General features: G+C 65.0%; 14 protein-coding genes. 13 read left to right on the forward strand and 1 reads right to left on the reverse strand.

What is annotated here, in order from left to right; translation table 11 throughout:
* Positions 1 to 10: 10 nt before the first annotated feature.
* The 3 genes from BGK68_RS19065 (at position 11) to nhaA (ending at position 3608) form a co-directional block, all read left to right on the forward strand.
* Positions 11 to 1447 carry a formimidoylglutamate deiminase gene (locus tag BGK68_RS19065; RefSeq protein ID WP_075258374.1) on the forward strand — a complete coding sequence of 479 codons (1437 nt, stop codon included), beginning with the start codon at positions 11 to 13 and terminating at the stop codon, positions 1445 to 1447.
* Positions 1448 to 1734: 287 nt separating this feature from the next.
* Positions 1735 to 2172, forward strand: coding sequence for a universal stress protein (locus tag BGK68_RS19070; RefSeq protein WP_075258375.1), 438 nt, complete (start codon positions 1735 to 1737; stop codon positions 2170 to 2172).
* Positions 2173 to 2414: 242 nt separating this feature from the next.
* Complete coding sequence (gene nhaA / locus BGK68_RS19075; RefSeq protein WP_075258376.1) at positions 2415 to 3608, forward strand: Na+/H+ antiporter NhaA; 1194 nt, start codon at positions 2415 to 2417, stop codon at positions 3606 to 3608.
* 48 nt (positions 3609 to 3656) lie between these two features.
* On the opposite strand, the gene BGK68_RS27595 is transcribed toward nhaA, so the two are convergent.
* Entirely contained in the window at positions 3657 to 3860 is a 204-nt protein-coding gene (locus tag BGK68_RS27595; protein ID WP_143433110.1) for a hypothetical protein, read from the reverse strand.
* A 56-nt stretch (positions 3861 to 3916) separates the two neighbouring features.
* On the opposite strand from BGK68_RS27595, the gene BGK68_RS19080 reads away from it, so the two are divergent.
* The 10 genes from BGK68_RS19080 to BGK68_RS19125 all read left to right on the forward strand — a co-directional run bounded on the left by BGK68_RS19080 (position 3917) and on the right by BGK68_RS19125 (position 14822).
* On the forward strand, positions 3917 to 4210 hold the full coding sequence (locus tag BGK68_RS19080; protein ID WP_075258377.1) for a hypothetical protein: 294 nt from the start codon (positions 3917 to 3919) through the stop codon (positions 4208 to 4210).
* A gap of 85 nt (positions 4211 to 4295) precedes the next feature.
* A complete protein-coding gene (locus tag BGK68_RS19085; protein WP_041310695.1) occupies positions 4296 to 4475 on the forward strand; it encodes a hypothetical protein in 180 nt (59 codons plus the stop codon).
* A 307-nt stretch (positions 4476 to 4782) separates the two neighbouring features.
* Positions 4783 to 5727, forward strand: coding sequence for a sugar ABC transporter substrate-binding protein (locus tag BGK68_RS19090; protein WP_013234271.1), 945 nt, complete (start codon positions 4783 to 4785; stop codon positions 5725 to 5727).
* Positions 5728 to 5818: 91 nt separating this feature from the next.
* The gene (locus tag BGK68_RS19095; protein ID WP_075258378.1) at positions 5819 to 7387 is read left to right on the forward strand and encodes a sugar ABC transporter ATP-binding protein; all 1569 of its coding nucleotides are present in this window, start codon (positions 5819 to 5821) and stop codon (positions 7385 to 7387) included.
* 50 nt (positions 7388 to 7437) lie between these two features.
* On the forward strand, positions 7438 to 8424 hold the full coding sequence (locus tag BGK68_RS19100) for an ABC transporter permease (protein WP_075258379.1): 987 nt from the start codon (positions 7438 to 7440) through the stop codon (positions 8422 to 8424).
* Positions 8425 to 8435: 11 nt separating this feature from the next.
* Positions 8436 to 9449 (forward strand): LacI family DNA-binding transcriptional regulator, encoded by a 1014-nt coding sequence (locus BGK68_RS19105; RefSeq protein WP_075258380.1) that lies wholly within the window; start codon positions 8436 to 8438, stop codon positions 9447 to 9449.
* Positions 9450 to 9465: 16 nt separating this feature from the next.
* The gene (rbsK, locus tag BGK68_RS19110) at positions 9466 to 10365 is read left to right on the forward strand and encodes a ribokinase (RefSeq protein WP_075258381.1); all 900 of its coding nucleotides are present in this window, start codon (positions 9466 to 9468) and stop codon (positions 10363 to 10365) included.
* A 21-nt stretch (positions 10366 to 10386) separates the two neighbouring features.
* A complete protein-coding gene (rbsD, locus tag BGK68_RS19115; RefSeq protein WP_075258382.1) occupies positions 10387 to 10779 on the forward strand; it encodes a D-ribose pyranase in 393 nt (130 codons plus the stop codon).
* Positions 10780 to 11009: 230 nt separating this feature from the next.
* Positions 11010 to 12746, forward strand: coding sequence for a methyl-accepting chemotaxis protein (locus BGK68_RS19120; RefSeq protein ID WP_075258383.1), 1737 nt, complete (start codon positions 11010 to 11012; stop codon positions 12744 to 12746).
* A 120-nt stretch (positions 12747 to 12866) separates the two neighbouring features.
* Entirely contained in the window at positions 12867 to 14822 is a 1956-nt protein-coding gene (locus tag BGK68_RS19125; RefSeq protein WP_075258384.1) for an AsmA family protein, read from the forward strand.
* Positions 14823 to 14851: the final 29 nt, after the last annotated feature.

Genomic DNA, 14851 nt, shown 5'->3' on the forward strand with positions numbered 1-14851 from the left:
AGGTGAGCACATGGCATCGCATGGCGACCAAGACCTGCACCACCTCCACCCCGCGCCTGCCGACGGCGCGCTGTTCTGTCCGCTGGCCCTGTTGCCGCAAGGATGGCGTAACGACGTGCTGCTGCGCTGGGACCGCACGGGCAGTCTGACGCAAGTCACGCCCGACAGTCCGCGCGGCAGCGCTGCGCTGGCCAGCGGCCCGGTGCTGCCGGGCATGCCCAATCTGCATAGCCATGCCTTCCAGCGCGCCATGGCGGGGCTGGCCGAGACCATGGGCAGTCCCTCGGACTCCTTCTGGAGCTGGCGCGAGCTGATGTACCGCTTTGCCCAGCGCCTGCAGCCCCGGCAGCTAGAAGCCATCGCGCGGCAGACCTACATCGAGATGCTCAAGGCTGGCTATACCTCGGTCTGCGAATTCCACTATCTGCATCACGGCCCGGATGGCGCCCCCTATGCCGATCCGGCAGAAATGGCCTGGCCCTTGCTGCAGGCGGCCGACCAGGCCGGCATCGGCGTGACCCTGCTGCCGGTGCTGTACCAGCAGGGCGGCCTGGGGGGCCTACCGGTGTCGGCCGAGCAGCGCCGTTTCGTCGCTGCTCCGTCCTGGCTGCTCGGACTGCGAGAGCGCCTGCTGCAGCACATGCCGGAAAATGGCATGCGCCGTTATGGCGTCGCGCCGCATTCGCTGCGAGCGGTGGCGCCAACCGGGCTGGAAGAACTGCTGTCGGGGCTCGCAGGCCAGCCCGGCGGCAGTGATGCGCCCATCCATATCCATGTTGCCGAACAATTGCGCGAGGTCGAGGATTGCCTGGCCTGGAGCGGCCAACGTCCGGTGCAGTGGCTGCTGTCCTCGCAGCCGGTCGATGCGCGCTGGTGCCTGGTCCACGCCACCCATATGGACGACGATGAATACCGCGCCGTGGCCGGCAGCGGCGCGGTGGTGGGGTTGTGTCCGACCACCGAAGCCAATCTCGGCGACGGCGTCATCGACGCACCTCGCCTCATCGATGGCGCAACGCGCTGGGGCATTGGTTCGGACAGCAATATCGCCATCAGCCTGCGCGCCGAATTGCGTCTGCTGGAATATGCGCAACGCCTGCATCACCGCCGCCGCAACGTCCTGGCCGTAGTCGAGGCGCCGGCGGTGGCCGACCGGCTGTTCTGCCAGGCGGTGGCGGGCGGCGCACAGGCGAGCGGACGGGCAGTGGCAGGGCTGATGCCGGGCCAGCGCGCCGACCTGGTGGTGCTCGATCCCGGCCATGTCAACCTGGCTCAACGCAGCAGCGCGCAACTGCTCTCGGCGCTGGTGTTCTGCGAGCACGACGGGCAGATGGTCGGTGATGTCTACGTTGGCGGCCAGCAGGTGGTCAAGGATGGGCGTCATCCACTGGAAGACAGTGCACGGGAAGACTACCGTCACGTGCTGGCCGCGCTGCTGAAAGATTGAACAAGGCGACGAGACAGCTGGCCTTGCCTATGTCGATGTCCATGCCGCGCGCAGCAGACATTCCTCCTGCGCCCTCATCCCCGCGCTGAACCTGCCGTATCACAAAACGCGTCCTGCCAGCTTGCCTGCGGACGAGCCGCCGTGCCTTGGGCGCGCCTCGTTTGATCCAGCGCAAGAGCGCACCAGTCCTGCTTTACGGGCAGGTGGCGCTTGATGCATGTCAAGTCGTCTCAGGCGTCGGGGGCTTAGTATGCAGTCATACGATTTCTGTCACCCGAGAGGTCATCATGTTCAAGAACATCCTGCTGGCAACCGACGGTTCCCGTCTGTGCAACGAGTCGGTCAAGGCGGCCATCGCCCTGGCCAAGAGCTGCGGCAGCAGCCTGGTCGGCTTGTCGGTATCGGGCAATCTGCGCGCATTGTCGATCCCAGAGGTCAGCGTGGGCGTGGATGTGGCGCGTGCCGATGAAGCCGGCCGCGCACGGGCGCTGGCCAGCGTCGAGATGATCACCGAGATGGCCCGCCAGGAAGGCGTTCCCTGCTCGGTGCAGGTGGCACAAGGTGGTCGCCCCTACGAAGAGATCATGCGCGTGGCCGAACGCGAGCATTGCGATGCCATCTTCATGGCCTCCAAGGCAAGGTCCACGCTGGGACGCCTGCTCATGGGTAGCCAGACGCAAAAGCTGCTGGCCCGTAGCAAGGTGCCGGTGCTGGTGTTCCGTTGAAAGATCAAGAAGCGTCCGTCGGCTGAAGTCTCAAAGCAGTCAGCAGAAGGGCGCAGGCGGTGCAAGCCGCCAGGCAGGTTTGTGGTGTGGAGGGTCGGGCCGTTCCTGTGGAGAGGGACGGCCCTTTTTTTATGTCCGCCGCTCAAGTGCGCGTGCCTTGGCAGAGGCGAGAAAATTTGGCGAAACGCACTTCCCTTGTTACAGTCAGGGCTGCTATCAACCTGGCAACAAGGAGCCTTCCATTGAGTCAATCCCCCCATCCAATCCAGGGCGGCAACGCCTTCGCCCGTTTCTTCGCGCACGAGGCCGCTGGCGGCATCGTGCTGGCCATCGCCGCCGTGCTGGCGCTGGTGATCAGCAATTCAGGATGGCGCGAGGCCTACGCGGCCTTTACGCGTATTCAGGGAACGGTCGATATCGGCGGCCTGGTGGTGCTGTCCAAGCCGCTGCTGCTGTGGGTCAATGACTTGTGGATGGCGGTGTTCTTCTTCCTGGTGGGGCTGGAGATCAAGCGCGAGTTCGTCGAAGGCGAGCTGGCTTCGCGCAAGCAGGCCATCCTGCCGGCTGCGGCCGCGCTGGGCGGCATGGTCGTGCCAGCGGCCATCTATGCCCTCATCAACCTGGGGGACCCGGTCGCCTTGCGCGGCTGGGCGATCCCTGCGGCCACCGACATTGCCTTTGCCATCGGTATTGTGATGCTGCTGGGTTCGCGGGTGCCGACCTCGCTGAAGGTGTTCCTGACGGCCGTGGCCATCATCGATGACCTGGGCGCCATCGTGGTCATCGCCCTGTTCTATACCGACAATCTCTCGCTGGGCATGCTGGCCGGCGCCGGCCTGGGCAGCCTGGTGCTGCTGCTGCTCAATCGCAGCGGGGTGCGCCGCGCCGATGTGTATATCCTGGTGGGGCTGGTGATCTGGGTCTGCGTACTCAAGTCGGGCATCCACGCCACGCTGGCCGGTGTGGTCACGGCGCTGGCCATCCCCATGCGCGACGCCCACGGCCAGCCCCTGGCCGGGGCGCTGGAACATGGCTTGCATCCCTGGGTGGCCTTCCTGGTGCTGCCCATGTTCGCCTTCGCCAATGCCGGCGTCTCCCTGCAGGGCATGTCGCTGGGCAGCCTGCTAGAACCCATTCCCCTGGGCATTGCGGCCGGCCTGGTGCTGGGCAAGACGGTGGGCGTCTTTGGCGCAGCCTGGCTGATGGTGCGCAGCGGACTGGCGACTGCGCCGGCCGGGGCCACTACGCGGCAGTTCATCGGTGTGTGCATGCTGTGCGGGATTGGTTTCACGATGAGCCTGTTCATCGGCGGCCTGGCCTTCCAGGGGCTGGCGGACGATTTCGAGGCCAAGCTCAAGCTGGGCGTGCTGGGTGGCTCGGTGATCGCAGGCTTGCTGGGGACGCTGGTGTTGTGGCGCAAGACATCACCTGCGTGAATGACTCTTTCGGCCCGCGTTTGCTCGATGCATCGCGGGGCGGGGCCGCTAGCTGAGCGGCTGCGACCAGTGGCCGCCAATCAAATACGGCGATAAGTCGCCGTTTGACGACGAATTCACAAGTTTTTGTTTTGCACTGCAAAATGTTGACCGATAATCAAGCTTTGCAGCAGCGCTTTCCCCGCAGGAAGGCTTTGCCAAAAAGGCATCACGCTGGCGACGAAGCTCTGCCGTAGTGCTGAGGTCAAGCATAAAATGCTGCTGCGCGAAACAAGGCATTCTTTACATCATCTTTTGGCAGTAGCAAGATGGGCTTGCAGGTGAATGCCGACGCGGCCAGGATGGGCGCCAGCCTTGGTATACGTGGCAGCAGCACCTGCAGCATGTCGGGGATGTTGCTTGCGGGCATTTTCATCCCTGGTGATGATAAGCTGCGCGAATATCAGCGCAGCAGCCAGAAAGATGAGGAGACGTCGATGAAGTTCATCGAACTGCTGATGGCCTATGGCGGCCAGGCATTGGTGTGGTATGCGATGTATGTGCTCGTGGGGAGCTGCGCCTTTGGCGCTTATGTATGGCGGCGCACCGGGGTGGGCCACTAGAAGAGGCGGCAGGGCGGCAGTGCGCTAGATGGGGGTTGTGCCTGGGGGCAGGCGTGGTGGTTGTGGTTGTTGATGGGGAAATGGTATGCATATCCTGGAACGGGTCCTGTCGTGGGGCGGGTCCTTCTTGAGTTGGTACGTGGTCTACTTCGTGGTGGCCGCGGGGGCGTTTGGCGGCTATCTGGTCTATCGCCTGTGGCTGCCTGACTGGCTCAGGGCCCGGCAGGCGAGGGCGCGCGGGCCGCAGCACAGGCGCATCGACTGAGCCCTGGCAGCGTCTTGAACAGGCTGGCAACGGCGAGCCGCTCCTCTCGGGGCGGCTCGCCGTTTTTCGTTCTCCGCCAGCGCGGCGATGTCTAGAAACGCCAGTTGGTTCTCCTGCGAGATGCAAAAAAAGCTGTAGTCCAGGCTTTATTTTCTCAAAACGCGGTGCTATTCTCCCTTTCGCGCAAACGTTTGCGCACCGATAACGGCGTCCATCTAGGGCCTGTTCACACTTAATCTGCGAGATGCGCAGATTAAGTGTGAACAGGCGCTGGGAAACGCCGGCAACATCAATACTGGAGACCCAGATGAACAAATTCACCCGCCGTCATTTCGCCATCGCCGCTCTGGCCTGTGCAGTCCTTCCCGGCGCCGCCATGGCGCAGACCCCGGCCAAGCCCAAGGTGGCGCTGGTCATGAAGTCGCTGGCCAACGAGTTCTTCCTGAACATGGAGAATGGCGCCCGCGAATACCAGAAGGCCAACGCCAGCAAGTTCGATCTGATCGCCAACGGCATCAAGGATGAGCAAGACACGGCCAACCAGATCAAGATCGTCGAGCAGATGATCGTCTCCAAGGTCAATGCCCTGGTGATCGCCCCGGCTGACTCCAAGGCCTTGGTGCCGGTGGTCAAGAAGGCCATCGACGCCGGCATCATCGTGGTCAACATCGACAACAAGCTCGACGACGCCGCACTGAAGGAAAAGGGCATCACCGTGCCGTTCGTGGGCCCGGACAACCGCAAAGGCGCCAAGCTGGCCGGCGACTATCTGGGCAAGCAACTGCAGAAGGGTGACAAGGTCGCCATTATCGAAGGCGTGTCCACCACCTTCAATGCCCAGCAACGCACCCTGGGCTTCCAGGACGCCATGAAGGATGTCGGCGCCAACGTGGTGACGGTGCAGTCCGGCCAGTGGGAAATCGACCAGGGCAACAAGGTTGCTGCGTCGATCCTGAACGCCCATCCTGACATCAAGGCCATCCTGGCTGGCAACGACAACATGGCGCTGGGCGCCGTGGCTGCCATCCGCGCCGCTGGCAAGACCGGCAAGGTGCAACTGGTTGGCTACGACAACATCAACGCCATCAAGCCGATGTTGAAGGATGGCCGTGTGCTGGCTACTGTTGACCAGTTCGCCCAGCAGCAAGCCGTCTTCGGCATCGAGACCGCCCTGAAGGCGCTCTCCGAGAAGAAGCCGCAAAGCGCCCTGGGTGGCGTGGTCGAGACCAAGGTCTCGCTGGTCACCAAGTAATACCGACGCCCTTTAGCGTCTTCTCTGCAAAGCGCTGCGCCCGTTCCCGGGTGCAGGGCTTTGCCTCTCCCTCCTTGCGCGCTACAGAACCATGCAGCCCAACGACTCTCCCTCCCAAGCTTCGCCCTTGCTGACTCTGTCCGGCATTGGCAAGAGCTACGCCGCACCGGTGCTCGATGGCATCGACCTGGACCTGCGTCCCGGCCAGGTGCTGGCCCTGACCGGCGAAAACGGCGCCGGCAAGAGTACGCTCTCCAAGATCATCTGCGGCCTGGTCGATGCCAGCGCCGGCAGCATGACCCTGGACGGCCAGCCCTATGCACCGGCCTCGCGCACCCAGGCCGAAGGCCTGGGCATCCGCATGGTGATGCAGGAACTGAACCTGATCCCCACGCTGTCGATTGCCGAAAACCTGTTCCTGGAAAAACTGCCGCGCCGCTTCGGCTGGATCGACCGCAAGACGCTGGCCGAGGCCGCCCGCGCCCAGATGGAAGTGGTCGGACTCGGTGAGCTGGACCCGTGGACGCCGGTGGGCGACCTGGGCCTGGGCCACCAGCAGATGGTCGAGATCGCGCGCAACCTGATCGGCAGCTGCCGCTGCCTGATCCTGGACGAACCCACGGCCATGCTGACCAACCGCGAGGTGGAACTGCTGTTCTCGCGCATCGAGCGCCTGCGCGCCGAAGGCGTGGCCATCATCTACATCTCGCACCGGCTGGAAGAATTGAAGCGCATCGCTGACCGCATCGTGGTCCTGCGCGATGGCAAGCTGGTCTGCAACGACGACATCGGCCGCTATTCGACCGAGCAACTGGTGCAACTGATGGCCGGTGAGCTGACCAAGGTCGATCTGGATGCCGAACATCGCCGCATCGGCGCCCCGGTGCTGCGCATCCGCGGCCTGGGCCGCGCTCCGGTCGTGCATCCCGCCAGCCTGGCGCTGCATGCCGGCGAAGTGCTGGGCATTGCCGGCCTGATCGGTTCGGGCCGCACTGAACTGCTGCGCCTGATCTTCGGCGCCGACCGCGCCGAGCAGGGTGAGATCTTCATCGGCGACAGCCAAGAGCCCGCACGCATCCGCAGTCCCAAGGATGCCGTCAAGGCCGGCATCGCCATGGTCACCGAAGACCGCAAAGGGCAGGGCTTGCTGCTGCCGCAAGCCATCAGCGTCAACACCTCCCTGGCCAACCTGGGCAGCGTGAGCCGTGGCGGCATCCTCGATCATGCGGCCGAGAGCAGCGTGGCGCAGGATTACGTGAAGAAGCTGCGCATCCGCAGCGGCAGCGTGGCCCAGGCCGCCGGCGAACTGTCGGGCGGCAACCAGCAGAAGGTGGTGATTGCGCGCTGGCTGTACCGCGATTGCCCCATCATGCTGTTTGACGAACCCACGCGCGGCATCGACATCGGCGCCAAGTCCGATATCTATCGCCTCTTTGCCGAACTGGCCGCACAAGGCAAGGGCCTGCTGGTGGTCTCCAGCGACCTGCGCGAGCTGATGCAGATCTGCGACCGCATCGCCGTCATGAGCGCGGGCCGCATTGCCGACACCTTCAGCCGCGATGACTGGTCGCAGGAACGCATCCTGGCCGCGGCCTTCAGTGGTTACGTGGGACGCCAGGAAGCCGCCGCAGCGGCGCACGTGGCCGGCAATACCGCCTGAGTGGCCGCATCCTCGGCCCGACTATCAACTGCCAAGAATCAACGAGACAGATGCAAACTTCTTCCTCTACCCCCGCCGTCAGCCGGCAAGCGGCCTACCTGGCCGGTTTCAAGAACTACCTGGGCCTGATGGCGGCGCTGCTGGCCATGTGCGTGATGTTCGCCTTCCTGAGCGAGAACTTCCTCAGCGCGGCCACCTTCATTACGCTGTCCAATGACATCCCGCCGCTGGTGGTGATGTCGGTGGGCATGACCTTCATCCTCATCATCGGCGGCATCGACCTGTCGGTGGGCTCGGTGATGGCGCTGGCGGCCTCCATGCTGTCCATGGCCATGGTGCGCTGGGGCTGGCCGCTGTACGCCGCCGCGCCCCTGGGCGTGGTGGTGGCGGCGCTGTGCGGCACGCTCACCGGCATGGTCTCGGTGCACTGGCGCATTCCTTCCTTCATCGTCTCGCTGGGCGTGCTGGAAATCGCGCGCGGCCTGGCCTACCAGGTCACCAATTCGCGCACCGAATACATCGGCAGCGCCGTGGACGTGATCAGCTCGCCCATCCTCTTTGGCATGTCGCCGGCCTTCCTGTCGGCCATCGCCATCGTCATCATTGCCCAACTGGTGCTGACCCGCACCGTGCTGGGCCGCTACTGGATCGGCATCGGCACCAATGAAGAAGCGGTGCGCCTGTCCGGCGTGAACCCCAATCCCAGCAAGATCCTGGCCTTTGCCCTGATGGGTGCGCTGGCCGGCATCGCCGCGCTGTTCCAGGTCTCGCGCCTGGAAGCGGCCGACCCCAATGGCGGCGTGGGCATGGAACTGCAGGTCATTGCCGCAGTGGTCATCGGCGGCACCAGCCTGATGGGCGGCCGGGGCTCCATCGTCAGCACCTTCATCGGCGTGTTGATCATCTCGGTGCTGGAAGCCGGCCTGGCCCAGGTCGGCGTGAGCGAGCCGATGAAGCGCATCATCACCGGCGCCGTCATCGTGGTGGCCGTGATCCTGGATACCTATCGCCGTCGCGGCCAACGCCACGCGCGCTAAGCGAAGACGCCATGGCCACCATCAAGGATGTCGCCAGGCTGGCCGGGGTGTCCTACACCACGGTCTCGCACGTGCTCAACCAGACGCGTCCGGTCAGCAGTGACGCGCGTGAGCGCGTGCTGGCCGCCGTCAAGGAACTGGACTACGTGCCCAGCGCCCTGGCGCGCTCGCTGCGCAGCAAGGTCACCGGCAGTATCGGCCTGATCATCCCCAACAACACCAACCCGTATTTCTCGGAACTGGCGCGCGGGATCGAGGACCACTGCTATGGCGCCGGCTACAGCGTCATCCTTTGCAATTCCGACGACGACCCCGACAAGCAGCGCGACTACCTGCAAGTCTTGCAGACCAAGCACTGCGACGGCCTCATCATCGCCACTTTGAACCAGGCCGACCTCAATCCGGCCGGCAAGCTGGACATTCCTACGGTGCTGCTGGACCGCGCCCCCAAGGAGCTCGACATCGACCTGGTCAGCACCGACAACGCCGTCGGCGGCAGCCTGGCGGCGCGCCATCTGCTGGATTTGCGCCGCTGCCACGTGGCCTGTATCGCCGGTCCTGATGGGCTGGAATTGTCGGACGAACGGGTGCGGGGCTTTCGTCAGACCCTGGAACAGGGCGGCCTGAGCCTGGCCGACCGCGACCTACTGCATGCCGACTTCAGCGGCATCGGCGGTTACCAGGCCGCCATGCAGCTGCTGCAGGGGCGCCCGGCCCACCAGCGTCCGGACGCCATCTTCTGCTGCAACGACATGATGGCCATCGGCGTGCTGCGCGCCGCCGGCGAATTGCAGATCGAGGTGCCGGGCGCATTGTCGGTGGTGGGCTTCGACGATATCGAACTGGCCCAGTTCGTCCATCCGCCGCTGACCACGGTGGCGCAGAACACCCGCAAGCTGGGCAACCTGACCGCGCAGTTCCTGCTGGAACGTATCGCCGACCCCAGCCTGCCGGCGCGCCGCGAGACGGTAGCGCCGCAACTCCAGCTGCGGGGCTCGACCGCCCCGCGCGTCAATCCGACCTGAGAACTAGAGAGCACACATGATCGTCATCATCGGCAGCGTCAACATGGACCTGGTCTTGCGCGTACCGCGCATGCCCTTGCCGGGCGAAACCCTGGCCGGCGACAGATTCATGACCATCCCCGGCGGCAAGGGCGCCAACCAGGCCGTGGCCTGCGCCCGCCTGGCCGCACCCGGCACCCGCGTGGCCATGGTGGCCTGCGTGGGCGACGACGCCTTCGGCGACCAGATGCGCCAATCGATCACCGCCTGCGGCATCGATGACCGCTACATCGACGAAGTGGCTGGCGAAGCCACCGGCATCGCCTCCATCATGGTTGACGCCAACGCCCAGAACAGCATCGTCATCGCCGCCGGCGCCAATGGCCGCCTGGACGTGGAGCGCATCGAACGCGCCCGCGCGCTGATCGAGCAGGCTTCCATCGTGCTGCTGCAACTGGAAGTGCCGATGGCCACCGTCATCCACAGCATCGAACTGGCGCACGCGCTGGGCAAGACCGTGGTGCTGAACCCCGCCCCGGCGCAGGCCCTGCCGCGTGAACTGCTGCAGAAGATCGATTACCTGATCTTGAATGAGATCGAGGCCGCCATGCTGGCCGAAGAGCAGTCCGAGGATATTCCCATGCTGGCACGCAAACTGCACGACCTGGGCGCGCGTAACGTAGTGGTGACGCTGGGCGAGAAGGGCGTCTATGGCTCCTTCGCCGACGGCCAGCAGCGCCATCTGCCGGCGCGCAAGGTGCAGGCGGTCGATACCACGGCGGCCGGCGACACCTTCATCGGCGGCTTCATCGGCGCCATCGCCCAGGGGCGCGACCAGTTCGAGGCCATCGCCTATGCCCAGGCCGCAGCCGCACTGAGCGTTACCCGTGTCGGTGCGCAGACCTCCATTCCCACCCGCGACGAAGTCGTGCTCTAACACGTCAAGCCCAGGATCGCCATGAAGAAGACAGCCTTGCTCAACGCCGCCATTTCCCAGGTCATTGCCACCATGGGTCATGGCGATACCCTGGTCATCGGTGACGTCGGTCTGCCGGTGCCGCCCGGAGTGCCGGTCATCGACCTGGCCGTCACGCGCGGCGTGCCAGGCTTTTTGACCGTGCTGGAGACGGTGCTCAGCGAGCTGCAGGTGGAATTCCATGTGGTGGCCGATGAACTGGCCCAGGTCAGCCCTATGCTGGCCGCGCAGATCACTGCGCTGGAACTGGCCGGCAAGCGCAGCGTATCGCATGAAAACTTCAAGGAGCAGACCCGTCGCGCCCGCGCCGTCATCCGCACCGGTGAATGCACGCCCTATGCCAACATCATCCTCGGATCAGGGGTGGTCTTCTGACGAAGTTGTTGGGAAAAATACATCTAGACATCTAGTTGTGTGATGACTTTGCGACAGTTCAGCAAATAGTCGCACGCAAGTGTTGCTGCAGAGCATGCAATGCCCCATCATGGCGACCACCAGAATAAAAACGCTTCAGTGGACTTCGCCGCCGCTGTTCAACAATAACAAGCTGGATCTTCGAGAGAACTGGAGAGACAGCCAACACATGAACAGCATAGGGAAGAACCATGTTTGCATATTTCAGTAATCTCAAGGTGGCCGTGCGCCTGGCGGCGGTCTTCGCCTTCATCGTGGCCTTGCTGGCCGTGGTCAGCGTCACGGCCTTCATCAAGATCAACAACATCAACCGCGCGATCGACCAGATCGTCAATGACCGCTACCTGAAGGTGCGCTGGGCCTTCGACCTGCGCGACGGCGTCAACGAACAGATCAAGTACCTGCGCGGCATCGCCATCGATATCGAGAACCGCCCGGCCAACGAAAAGCGCTTCGCCCAGCTCGAGGTCGCCGTCAAGCAGACCAAGGAAGCGCTGGACAAGATCACTGCGCGCCAGGTCACGGCGGTCGGCCAGAAGAAGGCCAAGGCCCTCGATGATGCACGCATTGCCTTTGACGCCAGCAAGGCCGACTTCCTGGCCCTGGTGAAGGCGGGCAACGGCTCATCGGCCGATGAGTACGTGCTGCGCAAGATCACCGATACCCAGAACAACTACCTGGCGCTGGCGCGCGCCTTTGCCGACTCGCAGGATGCGCAGTTGCAGGCTGAAGGCGCCAAGGCAGTGGCCGATGGCGCCATGGCCATCGAGGTGACGCTGGCCTGCTCGCTGGCAGCCGTGCTGGCGGCCATCATCCTCGGCTACCTGATGGCGCGCTCCATCGTCAAGCCGCTGACCGAAGCCGTGCGTGTGGCCGAGAACGTCGCTGCCGGCGACCTGACCACGCGCATCGAGCCGCATTCCCGCGATGAGACCGGTCAACTGATGCAGGCGCTGCGCAAGATGAACGACAACCTGGTCGAGATCGTCGGCGGCGTGCGCCGAGGCACCGAGTCCATCACCACAGCCTCGGGCGAAATCGCCAGCGGCAACCTGGACCTGTCGGCCCGTACCGAACAGCAGGCCGGTTCGCTCGAAGAGACTGCCTCGGCCATGGAAGAAATGACCTCGACCGTGCGCCAGAACGCCGACAACGCGCGCCAGGCCAACCAGATGGCCGTGTCCGCCTCCGAGATCGCCTTGCAGGGTGGCCAGATCGTGGGGCGCGTGGTCCACACCATGGACGAGATCAACCAGTCTTCGCGCAAGATCGTCGACATCATCGGCGTGATCGATGGCATCGCTTTCCAGACCAACATCCTGGCGCTCAACGCCGCCGTGGAAGCCGCCCGCGCCGGCGAGCAGGGCCGTGGCTTCGCCGTGGTCGCCACCGAGGTGCGCAGCCTGGCCCAGCGCTCGGCCGCCGCCGCCAAGGAAATCAAGGCCCTCATCGCTGATTCGGTGGGCAAGGTCGAAGGCGGCAGCGCCCTGGTGGCGCAAGCCGGCGCGACCATGGAACAAGTGGTCAGCAGCGTGCGCGGCGTGACCGATATCGTGGCCGAAATCTCCGCGGCCAGTGCCGAACAGAGCAGCGGCATCGAGGAAATCAACCGCGCCGTCACGCAGATGGACGAGGGCACCCAGCAGAACGCCGCCCTGGTCGAACAGGCTGCCGCTGCGGCCAAGTCCATGCAGGAACAGGCCGTGCGCCTGACCCAGTCGATCAGCATCTTCAAGCTGGAGCAGGGCGCAGCGAGCGTCCCGGCAGCGCCCGTGCGAACGGCGCTGGCCTCCGCAGCTACGGCAAGCCGCGCGCCGGCCGCACGGCCCCGGGTGTCGCCGGCCATTGCGGCGGCGCCTGCCGTGGCAGTTGCGCCCGCCTTGAAGGCGCCGGCGCGGGCGGATGAAGACGCCTGGGAAACCTTCTGAAGCACAGCCATGCCGTCCCGCTGACAAGGGGCCGGCGTCTCTTCCTATAGCCAGCGGCGGCTCCCGACCTGATACTCTTGCGCTTGGACCACAAGAACAAGAGAACGGGAAGGGGGCGAAATGCCATATCGTGGGCGGTCGGCGTGGAAATGGGCGAAGCTGCTGGGCGGCAGCCTGGCAGCGCTGCTGATCGCGCTCTCGCTGGTGATGGCGCTGGCCGTGCCGCTGCTGGACTGGAACTACGCCAAGCCCTGGCTGGGTCGGCAGCTTTCTTCCGCGCTGGGACGCGACATCCGCGTCGATGGCAATCTGGACCTGTCCTGGAGCCTTGCACAAGCCGACGATGAGGCTGGCGTCCTGGCGCGCCTGGCGCCGCAACTGCGCCTGCGCGCCGAGCGCCTCTTCATCGGTAACCCTGACTGGGCGCACAGCAGCGACCATCTGGTCCGCGCTGCCGCCCTGGATGTGCGCTTTTCTCCCTTGCCGCTGCTGCACTGGCATTGGCACGTCACTGACCTGCGCATCGACGGCCTGGACCTGGCCATGGAACGCGCCGACGACCAGCGCAAGAACTGGCGCTTCTCCAGCCAGCCCAGATCGCGCTGGAGCTTCGACATCCATCGCATCGTCTTCGGCCATGCGCTCATCCGCTACGTAGACCTGCCGCTGGACCTGGACCTGCGTTTCGACGCCCGTCCCCTCAACGCCGCCACTACCAACCAGAAAGACAGCGCCGCCCTGGTGTTGCAGGCCGCCGTGACGGGGCGCTATGGTCAGGCCCAGGTCAACGGCCAGATCAAGGGCGGGGCCTTGCCCGATCTGCTCAACGAAGGCAGCGTCTTTCCCTTGCAGGCCGAGGGCGACATTGGCGGAGTGCAGACGCAGCTCTCCGGCAATCTGATCAATCCGCACCAACTGAGCCGGGCCGACCTGCACATTCGCCTGGCAGGCGACAGCCTGGACCGTCTCTATCCGGCCACCGGCGTGCCGCTGCCGGCCACGCGCGCCTTCAGCACCGAGGGCGCCTTGACCATCACCCGCCTCGATCCCGAGACCAAGGCCTGGGACTGGCGCTACAGTGGCTTTACCGGCAAGGTCGGCGACAGCGATTTCGCTGGGGACGCCCAGTATTTCCGCGGGCCGCCGAAGAATCATCTGAAGGTCAAGGCAAAGGCCGGTCTGCTGCGTTTGTCCGACTATCTGCCCGGTGAGGACGCTGACAAGGGCAAGCCCTCCAAACCGGCCCAGCCCGAGCGCTGGTCCAAGCTGGATGCAGACATCGACTTGCAGGCCAAGCGCGTGCAATGGCGTGCCGGCCTGGAATGGCAGCAGGCCGCTGCCACGCTGACCCTGAAGGACCAGGTGCTCACCGCAGATCCCTTGCACTTCAACATGGCCGGCGGCCAGGGGCAGGGGCAAGTGCGGCTGGATGGCAGCCAGCCGGAAATCCGTTCCCGCCTGCAGATCCGCTTGCAGGATGCCCAGGTGCGCGACCTGTTTCCGCGCCTGGCCAGCCTCAAGGCCAGCTTCAGCAAGCTCAACGGCGAGGCCACGCTGTCGGCGACCGGCAATTCCGCCGCCGCCGTGCTGGCCAGCGCCGATGGCGAGATCAAGGCCGATCTGGGACCGGGGACCATCAGCCAGTTCATCCTGGAGGCTGCCGGCCTGAACCTGGCCAATGCGGTGTTCGCCAAGCTGTACCGCGACCAGCAGGTCAAGCTGCTGTGCGGCGCCGCTGACGTGGCCATCCAGCACGGCCAGGCCACCATCCGGCATGGCATCCTCAACACCGAAGACGCGGCCATCGACGTGGGCGGCCAGGTCGACCTGCGGCGGCAGACGCTGGCCCTGGACATCCATCCGCGCACCAAGCAGGTCCGCATCCTGTCGCTGCGTACGCCCTTGCATGTGCGCGGCAGCTTCTCCCATCCCGAGATCGGCGCCGACAGCGGCGCTCTGGCCGCGCGCGCAGGCGCCGCGGCGGCATTGGCGCTGGTGGCCCCGGTGGCGGCCGTGATCCCCTTGATCTCGCCGGGGCAGGCGGTGCCGGATGACTGCGCCGCATGGTCGCGGTAAGCGCTTGACGAGCCGACCAACATCAACAA

It is taken from the genome of Herbaspirillum camelliae (genome assembly GCF_001929405.1).
Classification (GTDB): Bacteria; Pseudomonadota; Gammaproteobacteria; order Burkholderiales; family Burkholderiaceae_D; genus Herbaspirillum; species Herbaspirillum seropedicae.

What these genes read in the sequence shown, in the direction of transcription:
- BGK68_RS19120 (WP_075258383.1), top strand. Translation starts at nt 11,010, where the DNA reads ATGTTTGCATATTTCAGTAATCTCAAGGTGGCCGTGCGCCTGGCGGCG.
- BGK68_RS19095 (WP_075258378.1), top strand. Translation starts at nt 5,819, where the DNA reads ATGCAGCCCAACGACTCTCCCTCCCAAGCTTCGCCCTTGCTGACTCTG.
- BGK68_RS19105 (WP_075258380.1), top strand. Translation starts at nt 8,436, where the DNA reads ATGGCCACCATCAAGGATGTCGCCAGGCTGGCCGGGGTGTCCTACACC.
- BGK68_RS27595 (WP_143433110.1), bottom strand. Translation starts at nt 3,860, where the DNA reads ATGCTTGACCTCAGCACTACGGCAGAGCTTCGTCGCCAGCGTGATGCC.
- BGK68_RS19070 (WP_075258375.1), top strand. Translation starts at nt 1,735, where the DNA reads ATGTTCAAGAACATCCTGCTGGCAACCGACGGTTCCCGTCTGTGCAAC.
- BGK68_RS19085 (WP_041310695.1), top strand. Translation starts at nt 4,296, where the DNA reads ATGCATATCCTGGAACGGGTCCTGTCGTGGGGCGGGTCCTTCTTGAGT.
- rbsD (WP_075258382.1), top strand. Translation starts at nt 10,387, where the DNA reads ATGAAGAAGACAGCCTTGCTCAACGCCGCCATTTCCCAGGTCATTGCC.
- BGK68_RS19090 (WP_013234271.1), top strand. Translation starts at nt 4,783, where the DNA reads ATGAACAAATTCACCCGCCGTCATTTCGCCATCGCCGCTCTGGCCTGT.
- BGK68_RS19100 (WP_075258379.1), top strand. Translation starts at nt 7,438, where the DNA reads ATGCAAACTTCTTCCTCTACCCCCGCCGTCAGCCGGCAAGCGGCCTAC.
- BGK68_RS19065 (WP_075258374.1), top strand. Translation starts at nt 11, where the DNA reads ATGGCATCGCATGGCGACCAAGACCTGCACCACCTCCACCCCGCGCCT.
- BGK68_RS19080 (WP_075258377.1), top strand. Translation starts at nt 3,917, where the DNA reads ATGGGCTTGCAGGTGAATGCCGACGCGGCCAGGATGGGCGCCAGCCTT.
- BGK68_RS19125 (WP_075258384.1), top strand. Translation starts at nt 12,867, where the DNA reads ATGCCATATCGTGGGCGGTCGGCGTGGAAATGGGCGAAGCTGCTGGGC.
- rbsK (WP_075258381.1), top strand. Translation starts at nt 9,466, where the DNA reads ATGATCGTCATCATCGGCAGCGTCAACATGGACCTGGTCTTGCGCGTA.